Origin of the sequence: Streptococcus sp. 2579 (assembly GCF_013277195.1) — a bacterium.
Taxonomy (GTDB): domain Bacteria; phylum Bacillota; class Bacilli; order Lactobacillales; family Streptococcaceae; genus Streptococcus.
On record NZ_VMMM01000019.1, the window covers coordinates 12,770 to 27,854 of the forward strand.

Below are 15,085 nucleotides of genomic sequence, written 5' to 3' on the forward strand. Positions count from 1 at the left end.
CAGATAGAAGGAAATAAGATGGCAAAAAATGTAGTGATTACAGGGGCGACATCAGGAATTGGTGAAGCGATTGCGCGTGCTTATCTGGAGCAGGGTGAGAATGTCGTTCTAACTGGACGACGGATAGACAGACTAGAAACCCTCAAGTCGGAGTTTGCAGAGACCTTCCCAAATCAAACAGTTTGGGCTTTTCCGCTAGATGTCACGGATATGAACATGGTAAAGGCTGTCTGCTCTGATATTATAGAAACGATAGGGAAGATTGATATTCTGGTCAACAATGCCGGTCTGGCTCTTGGCTTGGCTCCCTATCAAGACTATGAAGAGTTGGATATGTTGACCATGCTGGATACCAATGTCAAAGGTTTGATGGCAGTTACTCGCTCTTTCTTGCCAGCAATGGTAAAAGCCAATCAAGGACATATCATCAACATGGGGTCAACCGCAGGAATCTACGCCTATGCTGGTGCAGCTGTTTACTCAGCCACCAAGGCAGCGGTTAAGACCTTTTCAGATGGGCTGCGAATTGATACCATCGCAACGGATATCAAGGTGACAACCATTCAGCCTGGAATTGTCGAAACAGATTTTTCTACAGTGCGTTTTCACGGTGATAAAGAGCGGGCTGCGTCCGTTTACCAAGGAATCGAAGCCTTGCAAGCTCAGGATATTGCAGACACAGTAGTCTATGTGACCAGTCAACCTCGTCGTGTGCAGATTACAGATATGACCATTATGGCAAATCAACAGGCGACAGGTTTTATGGTTCATAAAAAGTAAAAAAATTCCTCGAAAAGTTACAAATTTCTGTAACTTTTTTTGATTTCCTGCGAATAGATAAGTAGGAGGAAGAAAATATGTATAATAAAGTTATCATGATTGGACGTTTGACGTCTACACCAGAATTGCACAAAACCAGCAATGACAAGTCAGTAGCGCGAGCAACTATCGCTGTGAACCGTCGTTACAAAGACCAAAACGGTGAACGTGAAGCAGATTTTGTCAATATGGTCCTATGGGGCAGACTAGCAGAAAGCTTGGCCAGCTACGCAACTAAAGGTAGTCTCATTTCAGTGGATGGGGAATTGCGTACACGTCGTTTTGAGAAAAATGGTCAAATGAACTATGTGTCTGAAGTACTTGTCTCAGGATTCCAACTCTTGGAAAGTCGTGCCCAACGTGCCATGCGTGAAAATAATGCAGGCCAAGATTTGGCGGACTTGGTCTTGGAAGAGGAAGAATTACCATTTTAAACATTGAAAAGTCTGAGTTGCTCTCAGGCTTTTTTATACTGTCTAAATGTGTTACAATGAACTAGTTGAAACTTTTTGGAGGTTGGAATGAGTAGAGAATATACAAGAACAATCGTCAAAATTATATTTTGTACAGTAGTCGTATTTGTTTTTGCGATTTATACTCATGTGAGTCAGACAGATCCTATTCCGGGACAAATAAAAGTTGGAGCGACTTATATGACGATGAATAGTGAATTTTATAGACATTTACATAATGAGATTCAACGCTATTCTGATTCAGAAGGTCAGATATTGTATACTCGGGATGCAGAGATGAGTGAAGAAAAACAGAGTAAACAAATTGATGAGTTTATAGAGAAGCGAGTGAATGTTATTGTTATTAATCCGGTTAAGAGTGATAGCGAGCAAATTGTAGAAGCGTTAAGTAGGGCAAAGAATTTTGGAATTAGAGTTATAGCAGTAGATAGTCAGTTGAATAATATAAAAGTTGATACGAGCATAGTTTCTGATAATTACCATGCTGGGATATTAATTGCCAAGGATTTGATGAAACGTACCTCAAATGCTCATATTCTTTTGTTAACGCACAAAGATGCTTTATCAGCTAATCAGAGAATAACTGGTTTTTTGGATACAATAAAATCAGAAGAACATTATCAAATTATCTCAGAAAGAGAAACAGTTGGTCAAACAGAGTATGCTATGACTACTGTAGGTGATGCCTTATCTGAAGGTTTACAATTTGATGCTATAGTGGCTTTAAATGATAGAGCAGCTATAGGAGCTTTAGCAGCAATTAAAGAATTGAAAGTAACTTCAAAAAAACTTATTTACGGAATAGATGGTTCACCAGATATGAAGCATTTATTAGCTACAACAGATGAAGTTACGGGAACGGTTGCTCAATTTCCATCTCATATGGGTAGAAAAGTATCGGAAACAATAGATTTATTAGTAAAAAAAGAAGAAGTTGAAGAATTATATACTATACCTGTACAATTTGTTGATAAAAATAATATAATTCAGTTTGATATTAATGGGTGGCAGTAATGAAACAGGTAAAAGGTGTCCAGTATTCTATAATTTTGCTTTTATTAATTAATTTTCTAACCATTATATACAATGGAGCTTTGTATATACAGATTACAAACTATGTAATTTCAAAGGGACAGATGATACTCTTATTGGGAGAATTAAATAATATTTCAAAATCACCTGACCAGATTTTTTGGTATTCAATTATTTTTTTCGTCGGTATTATTTTTATATCTACCTATAAAATGTACTCAACTGAGAAAAAATGGCCAATTTTTTCAAAATGGAATTTGTTTGAAATAGTATTAATGATTGGTGTTATATGGTCACAAAATCTGTCATACAATGGAATAATATTATTAGTTTTTGCTGATATATTCTATAGTTCAAGAGAGTTTCAAGACTCTGATAGTAAACGTTCCTGGATTATTTTTATTTTCTTGAGTTTTTTAATATTACTTTTAACAGACTATGAAATCTTGTCACTATTTATAAAAGTTCCATCTCTTTCTACCTATATCCAATTTTACCCATCGTCCATACGAGGTGTAGTGTTATTTTTAGAAAATGCATTGACGTCATTAAACGTTATTATTTTCATCATCTCTTTATTGTCTTATATCCTATACGTGATTAAAGAACACCATAATATTGAGGAAGAACTTAAAATGTTATCTAGAGTCAACACTGAATTGAATCATTACATATCATTATCAGAGAAAATCGCTGAAGATCGAGAAAGGAAAAGAATTGCTCGGGAAATTCATGATACTCTAGGACATGCATTGACAGGGATTTCAGCAGGGATTGATGCTGTTTCTGTACTAATTGATGTTCATCCTATTCGTGCTAAAGAACAGTTGAAAAATGTTTCAAATGCAGTTAGAGAGGGGATAAAAGATGTTAGGGGATCATTACATAGACTAAGACCAGGAGCTTTGCAAAATAATGGTTTAAAAGATGCTCTAATATTAATGATTAGTGAGTATGAGTCTCTATCTAAACTCTCTGTCGATCTAAAATATGAATGGGGAAATATTGATTTAGATGTGATGCAGGAAGATACTATTTTTAGGATTATACAAGAATCTATGACAAATTCTGTTCGTCATGGACATGCTAGTAAAATGAGCATTCATTTTATGAGTGAGGATAACAACATAATAGTTTTGCAAGATAATGGAATAGGTTTTGACGACTTACAAATTGGGTATGGCTTGAAACAAATGAGAGAGCGAGTTTCTATTTTAGGTGGTTCTATTCATTTTGAAAATAGGGAAGGATTTTACACTAAAATAGTTTTTCCAAAAATAGGAGGTGAAGTATATGATAAAGGTAATGATTGCAGATGATCAGGCGTTAATTAGAGAGTCCTTGCAGATCATTTTATCAGTATATGCTGATATTGATGTTGTATCCGTCGTTGGTGATGGTATTGAAGCTATGGACAACATCATGACTGTAAAACCGGATATAATTTTAATGGATATTAGAATGCCCAGAATGGACGGAGTATTGGCTACAAAAGAAATCAAAAAACGTTTTCCAAATATAAAAATTATAATCTTAACAACATTTGATGACGACGAATTTATTTTTAGTGCTTTAAAATATGGTGCATCTGGCTATTTATTAAAAGGAGTTTCAACAGACGAGTTATACCAAGCCATTCAGACAGTGTATAAAGGTGGAGCTATGATTAATCCTAATATAGCTAGTAAGGTATTTCAATTGTTCTCGCAGATGGCACAGACCAATTTTTCTATTACTGTGAAGGAAGAGAATATTGAAAATATATCACTGACAGAATGGAAAATTATTCAGCAAGTGGCATTTGGAGAATCAAATAAGGAAATTGCCAGTAATCTTTTTTTATCCGAGGGAACAGTGCGCAATTACCTTTCTATCATTCTTTCAAAACTAAATTTGAGAGATAGGACACAGTTAGCCATATGGGCTGTACAAACAGGTGTGACACAAAAGAATTTTTCGAAGGAAATGGATAAATGAAAGTAAAGCAATTGTTTCTAGCGATACTGTTTGTGTTAAGTTGCTTGAGTTTATTTCTTATTTGGGAAAACAAGCAGATAAAGATTATTAGACTGGGTTTTTATTCTGATTCTAGTTGGGGAATTCCTACAGGAAATAACAGCTATGTACTAGATGAGGCTATTAAGAAATTTGAAGAGCTTCATCAAGGGGTTAAAATTGTATATGATTCAGGTATTCCTAAGGAGGAGTATTCTAATTGGATTTCAAGTCAAATTTTAAAAGGTTCTGAACCGGATGTATTTCTATTATCAAGCGACCAATTATCTTTATTTGCATCAAAAGGTATTTTAAAAAACCTAAATTCCTATCTGTCTCAAGAAGATGCCTCTAATTTCTATGATGTATCTTTGCAGGCAGCAAAATACGGAGATGATTTATACGGTCTTCCATATGAAAGCAATCCCATGTTGATGTGTGTAAATCAAGATTTACTTTTAAGAGAGGGCATTGAAATTCCTAAAGTAGGGTGGACACTGAAAGATCTATATGAGATTAGTAAAAAAATTACAAAAGATACCGATGGAGATGGAATCGTTGATCAATTTGGGATAACAGGATATAGTTGGAAAGAATCTCTAGCAGCCTTTGGAGTTACTATTTCTGAGAGTGGGATTCCTCGTATAGATTCGTCAGAAATGAAGGATGCTTTATCCTATATAAGGGGATTGAATCAATTAAACGGACGCTACAAAGTAACCTATAAAGATTTTGATGAAGGACATGTGGCCTTTTATCCAATGAGTTTGGCACAATATCGTACATATAAACCTTTTCCTTATCACGTGGCCAAATATACAAATTTTAACTGGACATGTATTTCATTGCCAACTACTAAGGAAGACATTCGTTCTACTGTAACAGATACTTCCTTATACGTGGTTTCTTCGCGTGCTCGCAATTCAAAACTTGCCGTATCGTTTATAGAATTTTTAACAAATAATCGTGAAATTCAACAAAATTTATTTAACAAGGGTCAAGGAAGCTCAGTGTTACCAGAGGTAGTAACTAGTTTGAAGAGTGAAGAGTTGATGAAGAAAGGAATGATTGGTCAAAATGCCTTAACGACTACTTCGCTGGATTATATAATGAAAAATTCAATTACAACTATTTCAAAAGGAATAGATTCAAAATCATTGGTTGGAATAGAAGAAAGATTAGAAGCATTATCTATGGATGAAAATAACACGGATATTGAAGGTAGTCTTATTAAGTTACAAAAAGAACTAGATATAGGAACCCTTAAATAGATATCAAGATTATTATTTCTTAAATAATACGAACATGGCAGATGTCTTTATTGACATTTGTCATTTTTTTATTGACATTTATCAATAAACTTTTGTGACATTTAACAATTATAAAGTGAAGATAAGGATGATAGAATGAAATCAATAAAAGGAGGGAAATATGAAGTATTTGATATTAGTCAGTCATGGAGGACTCGCAGAGGGATTGAAATCATCTCTTTCTATGTTTGCTTCGGATAAGGTAGATGATGTCATAGCGATTGGCTTAAAAGATGGAGAAAGTCTTGCAGTTTTTTCTGTAGAGGTCAAGAATGTTATTGCGTCTCTGGATGAAAATGATTCGGTTCTTGTTTTAGCAGATATTGTTGGGGGAAGTCCTTTAACAACTGTTGCAACAGTATTAGAAGAATTTGGAAAATTAGAGAATGCAACTATTTTGGGAGGCATGAACTTAACAATGGCACTTACAGCAGTGGTGATGAAAGATATTCTGACTGGAAGTGAACTTGTTTCTACGATATTAAACGAATCATCCTCAGCTCTACAGGAATTTGAAGTCGGATCGGATGATAATCTTAATGAAGAAGACGATATTTAGTTATATAAGGAAAGGGATAAAAAATTATGGTAGTAACATTTGTACGAATTGACGATAGAATGATTCATGGACAAACAGTCACTAGATGGGCAAAAGAACATCCATGTGATGGATTAATTGCAGTAAATGACGCTGCTGCATCTAATAAGGTTTTAATTCAGGCCTATAAAGGTGCGTCAGATAAAAAAACATTTGTTTGGACAAAGGAAGCGTTTAAAGAAAAATCATCTAAAGTAACAGAATCGGATAGTAGATATTTTTTGATTACTAAGAATCCAATTGATATGAAAGAAATTTTAGTAGACCAGGGCTTTATCCCAGGAGATGTTAAAGAGATTATTGTAGGACCTGCTAACGATAGACCAGGTGCTATCAAGTTGGGAAATAATCAATCAATTACTCAAGAGGAAGCAGTTGCACTAGAAGCAATTGAAAAAGCAGGATATAAAGTTAGATTCCAATTATTACCAGATGTATCTATTGGCTATTGGAGTGATTTTAAATCAAAATTTGGATTTTAATAATGAAATAAGGAGACAAAATGATGGAAATTTCTTGGATTCAAGCAGCTCTTTTAGGATTGTTTGCAAGTTTAGCATCGATGCCAGGTATGGGGGGATCCAGTATTGGTAACTATACTTTGGGGCGTCCATTAGTTGGTGGTTTAATTGTAGGTTTAATATTAGGAGATATAACAACAGGGGTAATCGTTGGTGTGGCTTTACAGGTATTATATATTGCCTTAGTGACACCTGGTGGAACTGTATCTGCCGATGTACGGGCAATTTCTTATATCGGAATTCCGTTATCTATCCTATTTGTTCATGCAAATAATATTTCAGGTGAAGTGGCGATTGCAGCAGCAGCAGCGCCAATTGGAGCCGCGGTTGGAACAATTGGAACTGTTTTATTCTATGGTACAGCTACTATGAACTTGCTTTGGCAACACATTGGATGGAAAGCTGTAGAGAAAGGTGATTTTAAGAAGTTATATGCTGTTGATTGGGTATATCCTTGGATTTCACATTTTATCTTTTCTTTCTTACCAACAATGATTATTACAAAATTTGGACCAGATATGGTTGATCTTATGAAAGTATATCTTCCGATGGATGGTTTTGTAATGAAGTCTCTATTTACTGTAGGAGCACTCCTTCCATGTGTGGGTATTGCAATACTTTTGAAACAAATTGTTACAAAAACAACAGACTTTATTCCTTTCTTTGTCGGGTTCACGTTAGCAAAATCTTTAGGCTTGAACTTAGTAGCAAGTGGTGTTGTGTCATTAATTTTTGCAGTAATTTATTATGAATTAGAAGTTATTAAATCTGCCCGTACGACAGCAGTTGTCAGTGATATGGGACTTGATGAAGAGGAGGATATTTAGAATGAGTCGAAAAAAAATATCAAGAAAAACATTGACAAAATCATTTCACCACTGGTTCTATGGACATCTGACATGTTTTTCTCAAGAACATATGCAAACTTTTGGATATTTAACTTCTATGCTTCCAATTGTAGAAGAAATGTATGATACTAAGGAAGAACAAAAAGAAGCTATGCAAACATACACAGCATTCTTTAATACTGAGCCACAGTTGGGTTCTCTAGTAGTTGGGATAACAGCTGGTTTGGAAGAAGCGCGTGCAAATGGAGATGCCGTAGATAGTGAAACCATCAATGGAATGCGAGCTGGTCTAATGGGGCCTATTGCAGGTATTGGAGATTCACTTATTGTAGGAACATTAATTCCTGTTCTTTTGGGGATAGCTCTAGGTCTTTCTAAAGGAGGAAATATTTCTGGTGCAATATTCTATATTATTGCATGGAATCTATTAGTCTATCTTGGAATGCGTTTTGCTTATTTTAAAGGATATGAACTTGGAGATAAAGCAGTAGAATTTTTAGTAGGTCCTAAAGGTCAGGCGCTAAGAAAATCAATTAGTGTTGTTGGTGGTATGGTCATAGGAGCTGTTGCAGCAACTTGGGTATCTGTCACTACGGCGCTAGAGCTGAAAAATGGAGATGGAGAAACATTTTTAAACTTACAAGAAAAGATTGATGGTGTTTATCCAGGTCTTTTAACAGCAGGTTTTATTGTTCTATGTTGGTGGCTAATGGCTAAAAAGAAAGTTTCTCCAAATTGGGTAATGCTACTATTGGTAGTTATTGCACTTGTAGGAGTCGCTTTAGGATTTTTCAATCCAGGATTGAAATATTAATAGTATGTAAAAAAGCAACGGTTTGTAATCGTTGTTTTTTATATATGCGTAATATAAGGATTTAGAGTTTCGGTATTTTTTGTAAAAGAATTAACGAAAATACTAATTCCATAAATCCAGTTCATTAAAATTCTATAAAATTCTATATTATTAAAGTGCAAAATTAGGATAAAGAAATTTATCTATTCATCCTCAGAAAGTCAGACTTTTTTCTTGACTATTTCTGACCAAGTGATACAATAGAACTATGAATTAGCACTCAGGTATAAAGAGTGCTAATACTATCTATCTCATTATGGAGGAAATCAGATGTTGAAACCATTAGGGGACCGTGTGGTCTTAAAAGTAGAAGAAAAAGAACAAACTGTTGGAGGTTTTGTTCTTGCAGGTTCAGCCCAAGAAAAAACTAAAACAGCCCAAGTTGTGGCTACTGGACAAGGTGTTCGTGCCTTGAACGGTGACTTGGTTGCTCCAAGTGTTAAAGCTGGAGACCGTGTCTTAGTTGAAGCTCACGCAGGTCTTGATGTAAAAGATGGTGATGAAAAGTACATCATCGTAGGAGAAGCTAACATCTTAGCTATCATTGAAGAATAGAAGGAGAAAGTAAGTATGTCAAAAGAAATTAAATTTTCATCTGATGCTCGTTCAGCTATGGTCCGTGGTGTCGATATCCTTGCAGACACTGTTAAAGTAACCTTGGGACCAAAAGGTCGTAACGTTGTGTTGGAAAAATCATTTGGCTCACCCTTGATTACCAATGATGGTGTGACCATTGCCAAAGAAATTGAATTAGAAGATCATTTTGAAAATATGGGTGCCAAATTGGTATCAGAAGTAGCTTCAAAAACCAATGATATCGCAGGTGACGGAACGACAACTGCAACAGTCTTGACCCAAGCAATTGTCCGCGAAGGAATCAAAAATGTCACAGCAGGTGCAAATCCAATCGGCATTCGTCGTGGGATTGAAACAGCAGTTGCCGCAGCCGTTGAAGCTTTGAAAAACAACGCCATCCCAGTTGCCAATAAAGAAGCTATTGCTCAGGTTGCTGCCGTGTCTTCTCGTTCCGAAAAAGTAGGCGAATACATTTCTGAAGCTATGGAAAAAGTTGGTAAAGATGGTGTTATCACAATCGAAGAGTCACGTGGTATGGAAACAGAGCTTGAAGTTGTGGAAGGAATGCAGTTCGACCGTGGTTATCTTTCACAGTACATGGTGACAGATAGCGAAAAAATGGTAGCTGACCTTGAAAATCCATACATTTTGATTACCGATAAGAAGATTTCAAATATCCAAGAAATCTTGCCACTCCTAGAAAGTATTCTCCAAAGCAATCGTCCACTCTTGATTATTGCGGATGATGTAGATGGTGAGGCTCTTCCAACTCTTGTTTTGAACAAGATTCGTGGAACCTTCAACGTAGTAGCCGTTAAGGCACCCGGTTTTGGTGACCGTCGCAAAGCCATGCTTGAAGATATCGCTATTTTAACAGGCGGAACAGTTATCACAGAAGATCTTGGTCTTGAGTTGAAAGATGCGACAATTGAAGCTCTTGGTCAAGCAGCGAGAGTAACTGTGGACAAAGATAGCACTGTTATTGTAGAAGGTGCTGGAAATCCTGAAGCCATTTCTCACCGTGTTGCGGTTATCAAGTCTCAAATCGAAACCACAACTTCTGAGTTTGACCGTGAAAAATTACAAGAACGCTTGGCAAAATTGTCAGGTGGTGTTGCAGTTATCAAGGTCGGAGCTGCAACTGAAACTGAGTTGAAAGAAATGAAACTCCGTATTGAAGATGCCCTCAACGCTACTCGTGCAGCTGTTGAAGAAGGTATCGTTGCAGGTGGTGGAACAGCCCTTGCCAATGTCATCCCAGCCGTGGCTGATTTGGAATTGACAGGAGACGAATCAACAGGTCGCAATATTGTTCTCCGTGCCTTGGAAGAACCTGTTCGTCAAATTGCCCACAATGCAGGATTTGAAGGATCTATCGTTATCGATCGTTTGAAAAATGCCGAGCTTGGTACAGGCTTCAACGCAGCAACTGGCGAGTGGGTCAACATGATTGAAGAGGGAATCATCGACCCAGTTAAAGTGAGCCGTTCAGCCTTACAAAATGCAGCATCTGTAGCTAGTTTGATTTTGACAACAGAAGCAGTCGTAGCCAATAAACCAGAACCAGCAGCCCCAGCTCCAGCAATGGATCCAAGCATGATGGGCGGCATGATGTAAGCTTTCTATAGAAAATAACTTATAAAAAATACAAAAGGAGGGAATGACTAACCCTCCTTTTTATGATATTCACTTCTAAATTGATTTGAGCTCTCCTAACTTATATGATAAAATAAGACTAGAAAAAGGAGAAGAACATGATCGATGTAGAAGAAATTCTGAGCAAGATGAACCCCAATCAGAAGATTAATTATGACCGTGTCATGCAGAAGATGGTACAAGTATGGGAGAAAAATGAGCAACGGCCAACCATTCTCATGCATGTTTGCTGTGCCCCTTGCAGTACCTATACTCTAGAATATTTGACCAAGTATGCAGATGTGACTATCTATTTTGCCAATTCTAATATCCATCCCAAGGCAGAATACCATAAGCGTGCCTATGTTACCAAGAAATTTGTCAGTGATTTCAATGAGCGAACAGGAAATACGGTCCAGTACCTAGAAGCTCCCTACGAACCAAATGAATACCGAAAATTGGTTAGAGGATTGGAGGAAGAGCCTGAAGGAGGCGATCGTTGCAAGGTTTGCTTTGACTACCGACTGGATAAGACAGCGCAAGTGGCTATGGACTTGGGTTTTGACTACTTTGGCTCAGCCTTGACCATTAGTCCTCATAAGAATTCTCAAACTATCAACAGCATAGGAATCGATGTGCAAAAGATTTATACCACTCACTATCTTCCCAGTGATTTCAAGAAAAATCAAGGCTACAAACGTTCAGTAGAGATGTGTGAGGAGTATGATATCTATCGTCAATGTTATTGTGGATGTGTCTATGCAGCACAAGCCCAGAATATTGACCTGGTTCAGGTTAAGAAGGATGCCACGGCTTTTTTGCTGGATAAGGATGTTGAAAAAGACTATTCCCACATCAAATTTACTGTTACTAAATTAGATATATAGAGACCAACCCAGCTGAAAAGCTGGGTTTTTCAAATAAAAAACCGGGGTCTTAACCCCAGTTTGACAACTTTACCGATTCTTTAGTTCTACATAGCGCTTGTACCAAATGTTTACATAGGCTTCTGAGAAAGGACCACGTCCATTGTTAATCCAATCAACAAGAATTTTGACATGTTCTTTTAAAATATAGTCCAAGTCATCAGAATAATTCATTTTGCGTTTGTGACGCTCATACTCCTCAACGTCCAAAAGACGTTTTTCCCCATCTGTAAAAATTTTAACATCCAAATCGTAATCAATATACTTCAGTGCTTCTTCATCCAGATAGTAGGGGCTAGCCATATTGCAATAGTAAGAAGTTCCATTATCACGAATCATGGCAATGATATTAAACCAATATTTCTTGTGAAAGTAAACAATAGCCGGTTCTCGAGTGACCCAACGACGACCATCACTTTCGGTAACAAGTGTATGATCGTTGACACCAATAATGGCGTTTTCTGTTGTTTTTAGTACCATGGTGTCCCGCCAAGTTCGGTGGAGACTCCCATCATGCTTATAACTTTGAATTGTAATAAAGTCGCCTTCTTTTGGAAGCTTCATAACTAACCAACTTTCTACAATTTATAAGTTTATCATTTACTATTGTACCATAAAATTATCTAAAATCTGTGAATTTCACTTGGAAATATTAAAGATATTCTCTAAGAGCGCTTGCTATATCCGAAAAATCATAGCCCTTTCGTGCTAAAACTTGAGTTAAACGCTGTTTCAGTTCGTATCCTTCATACTTTCTGGCATACTTAGCATATTGCTTATCAAGTTCCTTGAAGATGAGTTCTTGAGTCGTTTCTTGGTCAACTTGGATATCTAAGTCGTCAAAGGCAATTTTAGCATCAGAATAAGAGAAGCCCTTGTTAGTCAAGTTCTGGATTATCTTATCTTGCAAGGCACGAGCTGGAAGTTTTCCCTCATATTTTTTCAATAGTTTATTGGCTACACGTTGAGCAACTTCCGAAAAATCAAATTCTTTCAAGTTCTGTTCTATAGTAGATTTTGAAATCCCCTTTTGTGCTAGTTTCTGAGTCAGTACATAAGGCCCCTTGTCTCCTGAAAGTTGATTGGCATTGATGATAGCATAAGCGTACTGGCTATCATTAATCCACTTATCTTCTTTAAGATTAACAATGACTTGCGCAACTATGCTTTCATCAATATCGTATTTTTTCAGATATTCTCTGACCTCTTTTTCGGTACGTGCTTTAAAGGATAGGTGGTAGAGGGCCAGATTCTTACCGTAAGAAAATTTGGCAAAGTCCTGAATCTCTTTCAATTCCTCTTCGCTTATAACCTTATCTCTCGATAACATAAAACGAACAATTGTGTCTTCAGTGATGTAGTATTTGTCGCCATTATCAAGTTCCATCAGATAGAGTCTTTTTTTCTTTTCAAGTTTTGTGATTTTCATAGTTCTATTATAACTCAAAATGTGATAAGATAGGGGTATGAATCTGAAAGTGAAACAAAAAATACCATTAAAAATCAAGCGCATGGGAATTAATGGTGAGGGAATCGGCTTTTATCAAAAAACATTAGTCTTTGTACCTGGAGCTTTAAAAGGAGAAGATATCTATTGTCAGATTACTTCTATTAAACGTAACTTTGTTGAGGCAAAATTACTGAAGGTCAACAAGAAGTCTAAATTTCGAGTTGTGCCAGCTTGTACTATTTACAATGAATGCGGAGGCTGCCAAATTATGCATCTGCATTATGATAAGCAGCTGGAGTTCAAGACGGACTTACTTCACCAAGCGCTGAAAAAATTTGCCCCTGCAGGATATGAAAATTATGAAATCCGTCCAACTATTGGAATGCAGGAACCAAAGTACTACCGTGCTAAGTTACAATTTCAGACTCGAAAATTTAAGAATCAGGTCAAGGCGGGCTTATATGCACAAAACTCTCACTATTTAGTAGAGTTGAAAGACTGCCTGGTACAAGACAAGGAAACCCAAGTGATTGCTAATCGTCTAGCGGAATTACTTACTTATCACCAGATTCCAATCACGGATGAGAGAAAAGTTCTAGGTGTTAGAACTATAATGGTTCGACGAGCAAGAAAGACTGGACAGGTTCAGATTATTATTGTTACAAATCGTCAGCTTAATTTAACCCAACTAGTAAAAGACTTAGTTAAAGATTTTCCAGAAGTTGTGACAGTAGCTGTGAATACAAATACAGCTAAAACCAGTGAGATTTATGGTGAAAAGACAGAGATTATCTGGGGACAAGAGAGTATTCAAGAAGGTGTTCTCGATTATGAATTTTCACTATCCCCTCGAGCTTTCTATCAACTAAATCCTGAACAAACAGAAGTTCTTTATAACGAGGCGGTAAAAGCCTTGGATGTTAATAAAGAAGATCATTTGATTGATGCTTATTGTGGAGTTGGAACAATTGGATTTGCCTTTGCAAAGAAAGTTAAAACACTCAGAGGTATGGATATTATTCCAGAAGCTATTGAAGATGCCAAGCGAAATGCTAAAAGAATGGGATTTGACAATACTCATTATGAAGCTGGAACAGCAGAAGAGATTATTCCTCGTTGGTACAAGGAAGGATACCGAGCAGATGCACTGATTGTGGATCCACCGCGTACAGGTCTGGATGATAAGTTGTTAGACACTATTCTTACCTATGTGCCAGAAAAAATGGTTTATATTTCATGTAATGTTTCAACTTTGGCAAGGGATTTGGTAAGATTAGTAGAAGTCTACGATATCCATTATATCCAGTCGGTCGATATGTTCCCACACACCGCTCGAACTGAAGCAGTTGTAAAATTAATAAAAAAAGTTTAAAAAAGGTGTTGACAAAGTTAGAAAAGCCTGTATAATAGTAAGAGTTGAAAATAACAACTCTGGTCCGTTGGTCAAGGGGTTAAGACACCGCCTTTTCACGGCGGTAACACGGGTTCGAATCCCGTACGGACTATGGTATGTTGCGGTAGGAACACTTGATGAAAAAAAGATTAAAAAAGTTTCAAAAAAGTGTTGACAAGCGAAAGCGACTGTGATATACTAATATAGTTGTCGCTTGAGGGAAGTAAGCGACAAAGACCTTTGAAAACTGAACAAGACGAACCAATGTGCAGGGCACTACAACTAAGGTTGTAGTACTGAACAATGAAAAAACAATAAATCTGTCAGTGACAGAAATGAGTGAGAACTCAAACTTTTAATGAGAGTTTGATCCTGGCTCAGGACGAACGCTGGCGGCGTGCCTAATACATGCAAGTAGAACGCTGAAGGAGGAGCTTGCTTCTCTGGATGAGTTGCGAACGGGTGAGTAACGCGTAGGTAACCTGCCTGGTAGCGGGGGATAACTATTGGAAACGATAGCTAATACCGCATAAGAGTAGATGTTGCATGACATTTACTTAAAAGGTGCAATTGCATCACTACCAGATGAACCTGCGTTGTATTAGCTAGTTGGTGGGGTAACGGCTCACCAAGGCAACGATACATAGCCGACCTGA

The 15,085-nt window shown here is 37.0% G+C and carries 16 protein-coding genes, 1 tRNA gene and 1 rRNA gene; 16 read left to right on the forward strand and 2 right to left on the reverse strand.

Annotation, left to right across the window (positions count from 1 at the left end; genetic code table 11):
- The first annotated feature begins 18 nt into the window (after positions 1–18).
- The 13 genes from HT725_RS08505 to HT725_RS08565 all read left to right on the forward strand — a co-directional run bounded on the left by HT725_RS08505 (position 19) and on the right by HT725_RS08565 (position 11,547).
- Positions 19–780 (forward strand): SDR family NAD(P)-dependent oxidoreductase, encoded by a 762-nt coding sequence (locus tag HT725_RS08505; protein ID WP_173253407.1) that lies wholly within the window; start codon positions 19–21, stop codon positions 778–780.
- A 77-nt stretch (positions 781–857) separates the two neighbouring features.
- Positions 858–1,253 carry a single-stranded DNA-binding protein gene (locus HT725_RS08510; RefSeq protein ID WP_049531577.1) on the forward strand — a complete coding sequence of 132 codons (396 nt, stop codon included), beginning with the start codon at positions 858–860 and terminating at the stop codon, positions 1,251–1,253.
- Between the two features lie 87 nt (positions 1,254–1,340).
- The gene (locus HT725_RS08515; RefSeq protein ID WP_020903141.1) at positions 1,341–2,306 is read left to right on the forward strand and encodes a substrate-binding domain-containing protein; all 966 of its coding nucleotides are present in this window, start codon (positions 1,341–1,343) and stop codon (positions 2,304–2,306) included.
- Positions 2,306–3,643, forward strand: coding sequence for a sensor histidine kinase (locus tag HT725_RS08520; RefSeq protein ID WP_173253408.1), 1,338 nt, complete (start codon positions 2,306–2,308; stop codon positions 3,641–3,643). Before HT725_RS08515 ends, HT725_RS08520 begins: the two co-directional genes overlap by 1 nt.
- Entirely contained in the window at positions 3,618–4,301 is a 684-nt protein-coding gene (locus HT725_RS08525; RefSeq protein ID WP_033683129.1) for a response regulator transcription factor, read from the forward strand. Before HT725_RS08520 ends, HT725_RS08525 begins: the two co-directional genes overlap by 26 nt.
- Positions 4,298–5,590 (forward strand): extracellular solute-binding protein, encoded by a 1,293-nt coding sequence (locus HT725_RS08530; RefSeq protein WP_173253409.1) that lies wholly within the window; start codon positions 4,298–4,300, stop codon positions 5,588–5,590. Before HT725_RS08525 ends, HT725_RS08530 begins: the two co-directional genes overlap by 4 nt.
- Positions 5,591–5,750: 160 nt before the next feature.
- Positions 5,751–6,188: a PTS fructose transporter subunit IIA gene (locus tag HT725_RS08535; RefSeq protein WP_033683131.1), complete on the forward strand. Its 438-nt coding sequence runs from the start codon at positions 5,751–5,753 to the stop codon at positions 6,186–6,188.
- A 26-nt stretch (positions 6,189–6,214) separates the two neighbouring features.
- Positions 6,215–6,709 (forward strand): PTS sugar transporter subunit IIB, encoded by a 495-nt coding sequence (locus tag HT725_RS08540; protein WP_020903146.1) that lies wholly within the window; start codon positions 6,215–6,217, stop codon positions 6,707–6,709.
- A 23-nt stretch (positions 6,710–6,732) separates the two neighbouring features.
- Entirely contained in the window at positions 6,733–7,575 is an 843-nt protein-coding gene (locus HT725_RS08545; RefSeq protein ID WP_173218976.1) for a PTS sugar transporter subunit IIC, read from the forward strand.
- Positions 7,556–8,410 carry a PTS system mannose/fructose/sorbose family transporter subunit IID gene (locus HT725_RS08550; protein ID WP_033683132.1) on the forward strand — a complete coding sequence of 285 codons (855 nt, stop codon included), beginning with the start codon at positions 7,556–7,558 and terminating at the stop codon, positions 8,408–8,410. Before HT725_RS08545 ends, HT725_RS08550 begins: the two co-directional genes overlap by 20 nt.
- A 309-nt stretch (positions 8,411–8,719) precedes the next feature.
- Entirely contained in the window at positions 8,720–9,004 is a 285-nt protein-coding gene (groES, locus tag HT725_RS08555) for a co-chaperone GroES (protein ID WP_173253410.1), read from the forward strand.
- A 15-nt stretch (positions 9,005–9,019) separates the two neighbouring features.
- Positions 9,020–10,642, forward strand: a complete 1,623-nt coding sequence (gene groL / locus HT725_RS08560) for a chaperonin GroEL (protein WP_173253411.1) — start codon at positions 9,020–9,022, stop codon at positions 10,640–10,642.
- A 137-nt stretch (positions 10,643–10,779) separates the two neighbouring features.
- On the forward strand, positions 10,780–11,547 hold the full coding sequence (locus HT725_RS08565; RefSeq protein ID WP_000567567.1) for an epoxyqueuosine reductase QueH: 768 nt from the start codon (positions 10,780–10,782) through the stop codon (positions 11,545–11,547).
- Positions 11,548–11,616: 69 nt separating this feature from the next.
- Here the strand turns inward: HT725_RS08565 and HT725_RS08570 are convergent, their stop codons facing one another.
- The gene (locus HT725_RS08570; protein ID WP_000775321.1) at positions 11,617–12,150 is read right to left on the reverse strand and encodes a DUF402 domain-containing protein; all 534 of its coding nucleotides are present in this window, start codon (positions 12,148–12,150) and stop codon (positions 11,617–11,619) included.
- Between the two features lie 88 nt (positions 12,151–12,238).
- Positions 12,239–13,015 carry a recombination regulator RecX gene (gene recX, locus HT725_RS08575; protein ID WP_173218970.1) on the reverse strand — a complete coding sequence of 259 codons (777 nt, stop codon included), beginning with the start codon at positions 13,013–13,015 and terminating at the stop codon, positions 12,239–12,241.
- Positions 13,016–13,052: 37 nt separating this feature from the next.
- Here recX and rlmD point away from each other — a divergent pair, with 37 nt between their 5' ends.
- The 3 genes from rlmD to HT725_RS08590 form a co-directional block, all read left to right on the forward strand.
- Positions 13,053–14,408 carry a 23S rRNA (uracil(1939)-C(5))-methyltransferase RlmD gene (gene rlmD / locus HT725_RS08580; RefSeq protein WP_173218973.1) on the forward strand — a complete coding sequence of 452 codons (1,356 nt, stop codon included), beginning with the start codon at positions 13,053–13,055 and terminating at the stop codon, positions 14,406–14,408.
- Between the two features lie 61 nt (positions 14,409–14,469).
- Positions 14,470–14,541, forward strand: a tRNA-Glu gene (locus HT725_RS08585).
- A gap of 242 nt (positions 14,542–14,783) precedes the next feature.
- Positions 14,784–15,085: ribosomal RNA gene (locus tag HT725_RS08590) — 16S ribosomal RNA — on the forward strand; the annotation flags it as partial.

Excerpts from the sequence above, each read along its gene's own strand:
- groES (WP_173253410.1), top strand. The coding sequence starts at position 8,720 with ATGTTGAAACCATTAGGGGACCGTGTGGTCTTAAAAGTAGAAGAAAAA.
- HT725_RS08570 (WP_000775321.1), bottom strand. The coding sequence starts at position 12,150 with ATGAAGCTTCCAAAAGAAGGCGACTTTATTACAATTCAAAGTTATAAG.
- HT725_RS08520 (WP_173253408.1), top strand. The coding sequence starts at position 2,306 with ATGAAACAGGTAAAAGGTGTCCAGTATTCTATAATTTTGCTTTTATTA.
- HT725_RS08510 (WP_049531577.1), top strand. The coding sequence starts at position 858 with ATGTATAATAAAGTTATCATGATTGGACGTTTGACGTCTACACCAGAA.
- HT725_RS08540 (WP_020903146.1), top strand. The coding sequence starts at position 6,215 with ATGGTAGTAACATTTGTACGAATTGACGATAGAATGATTCATGGACAA.
- groL (WP_173253411.1), top strand. The coding sequence starts at position 9,020 with ATGTCAAAAGAAATTAAATTTTCATCTGATGCTCGTTCAGCTATGGTC.
- HT725_RS08525 (WP_033683129.1), top strand. The coding sequence starts at position 3,618 with ATGATAAAGGTAATGATTGCAGATGATCAGGCGTTAATTAGAGAGTCC.
- HT725_RS08515 (WP_020903141.1), top strand. The coding sequence starts at position 1,341 with ATGAGTAGAGAATATACAAGAACAATCGTCAAAATTATATTTTGTACA.
- HT725_RS08530 (WP_173253409.1), top strand. The coding sequence starts at position 4,298 with ATGAAAGTAAAGCAATTGTTTCTAGCGATACTGTTTGTGTTAAGTTGC.
- rlmD (WP_173218973.1), top strand. The coding sequence starts at position 13,053 with ATGAATCTGAAAGTGAAACAAAAAATACCATTAAAAATCAAGCGCATG.
- HT725_RS08550 (WP_033683132.1), top strand. The coding sequence starts at position 7,556 with ATGAAGAGGAGGATATTTAGAATGAGTCGAAAAAAAATATCAAGAAAA.
- HT725_RS08545 (WP_173218976.1), top strand. The coding sequence starts at position 6,733 with ATGGAAATTTCTTGGATTCAAGCAGCTCTTTTAGGATTGTTTGCAAGT.
- recX (WP_173218970.1), bottom strand. The coding sequence starts at position 13,015 with ATGAAAATCACAAAACTTGAAAAGAAAAAAAGACTCTATCTGATGGAA.
- HT725_RS08565 (WP_000567567.1), top strand. The coding sequence starts at position 10,780 with ATGATCGATGTAGAAGAAATTCTGAGCAAGATGAACCCCAATCAGAAG.
- HT725_RS08535 (WP_033683131.1), top strand. The coding sequence starts at position 5,751 with ATGAAGTATTTGATATTAGTCAGTCATGGAGGACTCGCAGAGGGATTG.
- HT725_RS08505 (WP_173253407.1), top strand. The coding sequence starts at position 19 with ATGGCAAAAAATGTAGTGATTACAGGGGCGACATCAGGAATTGGTGAA.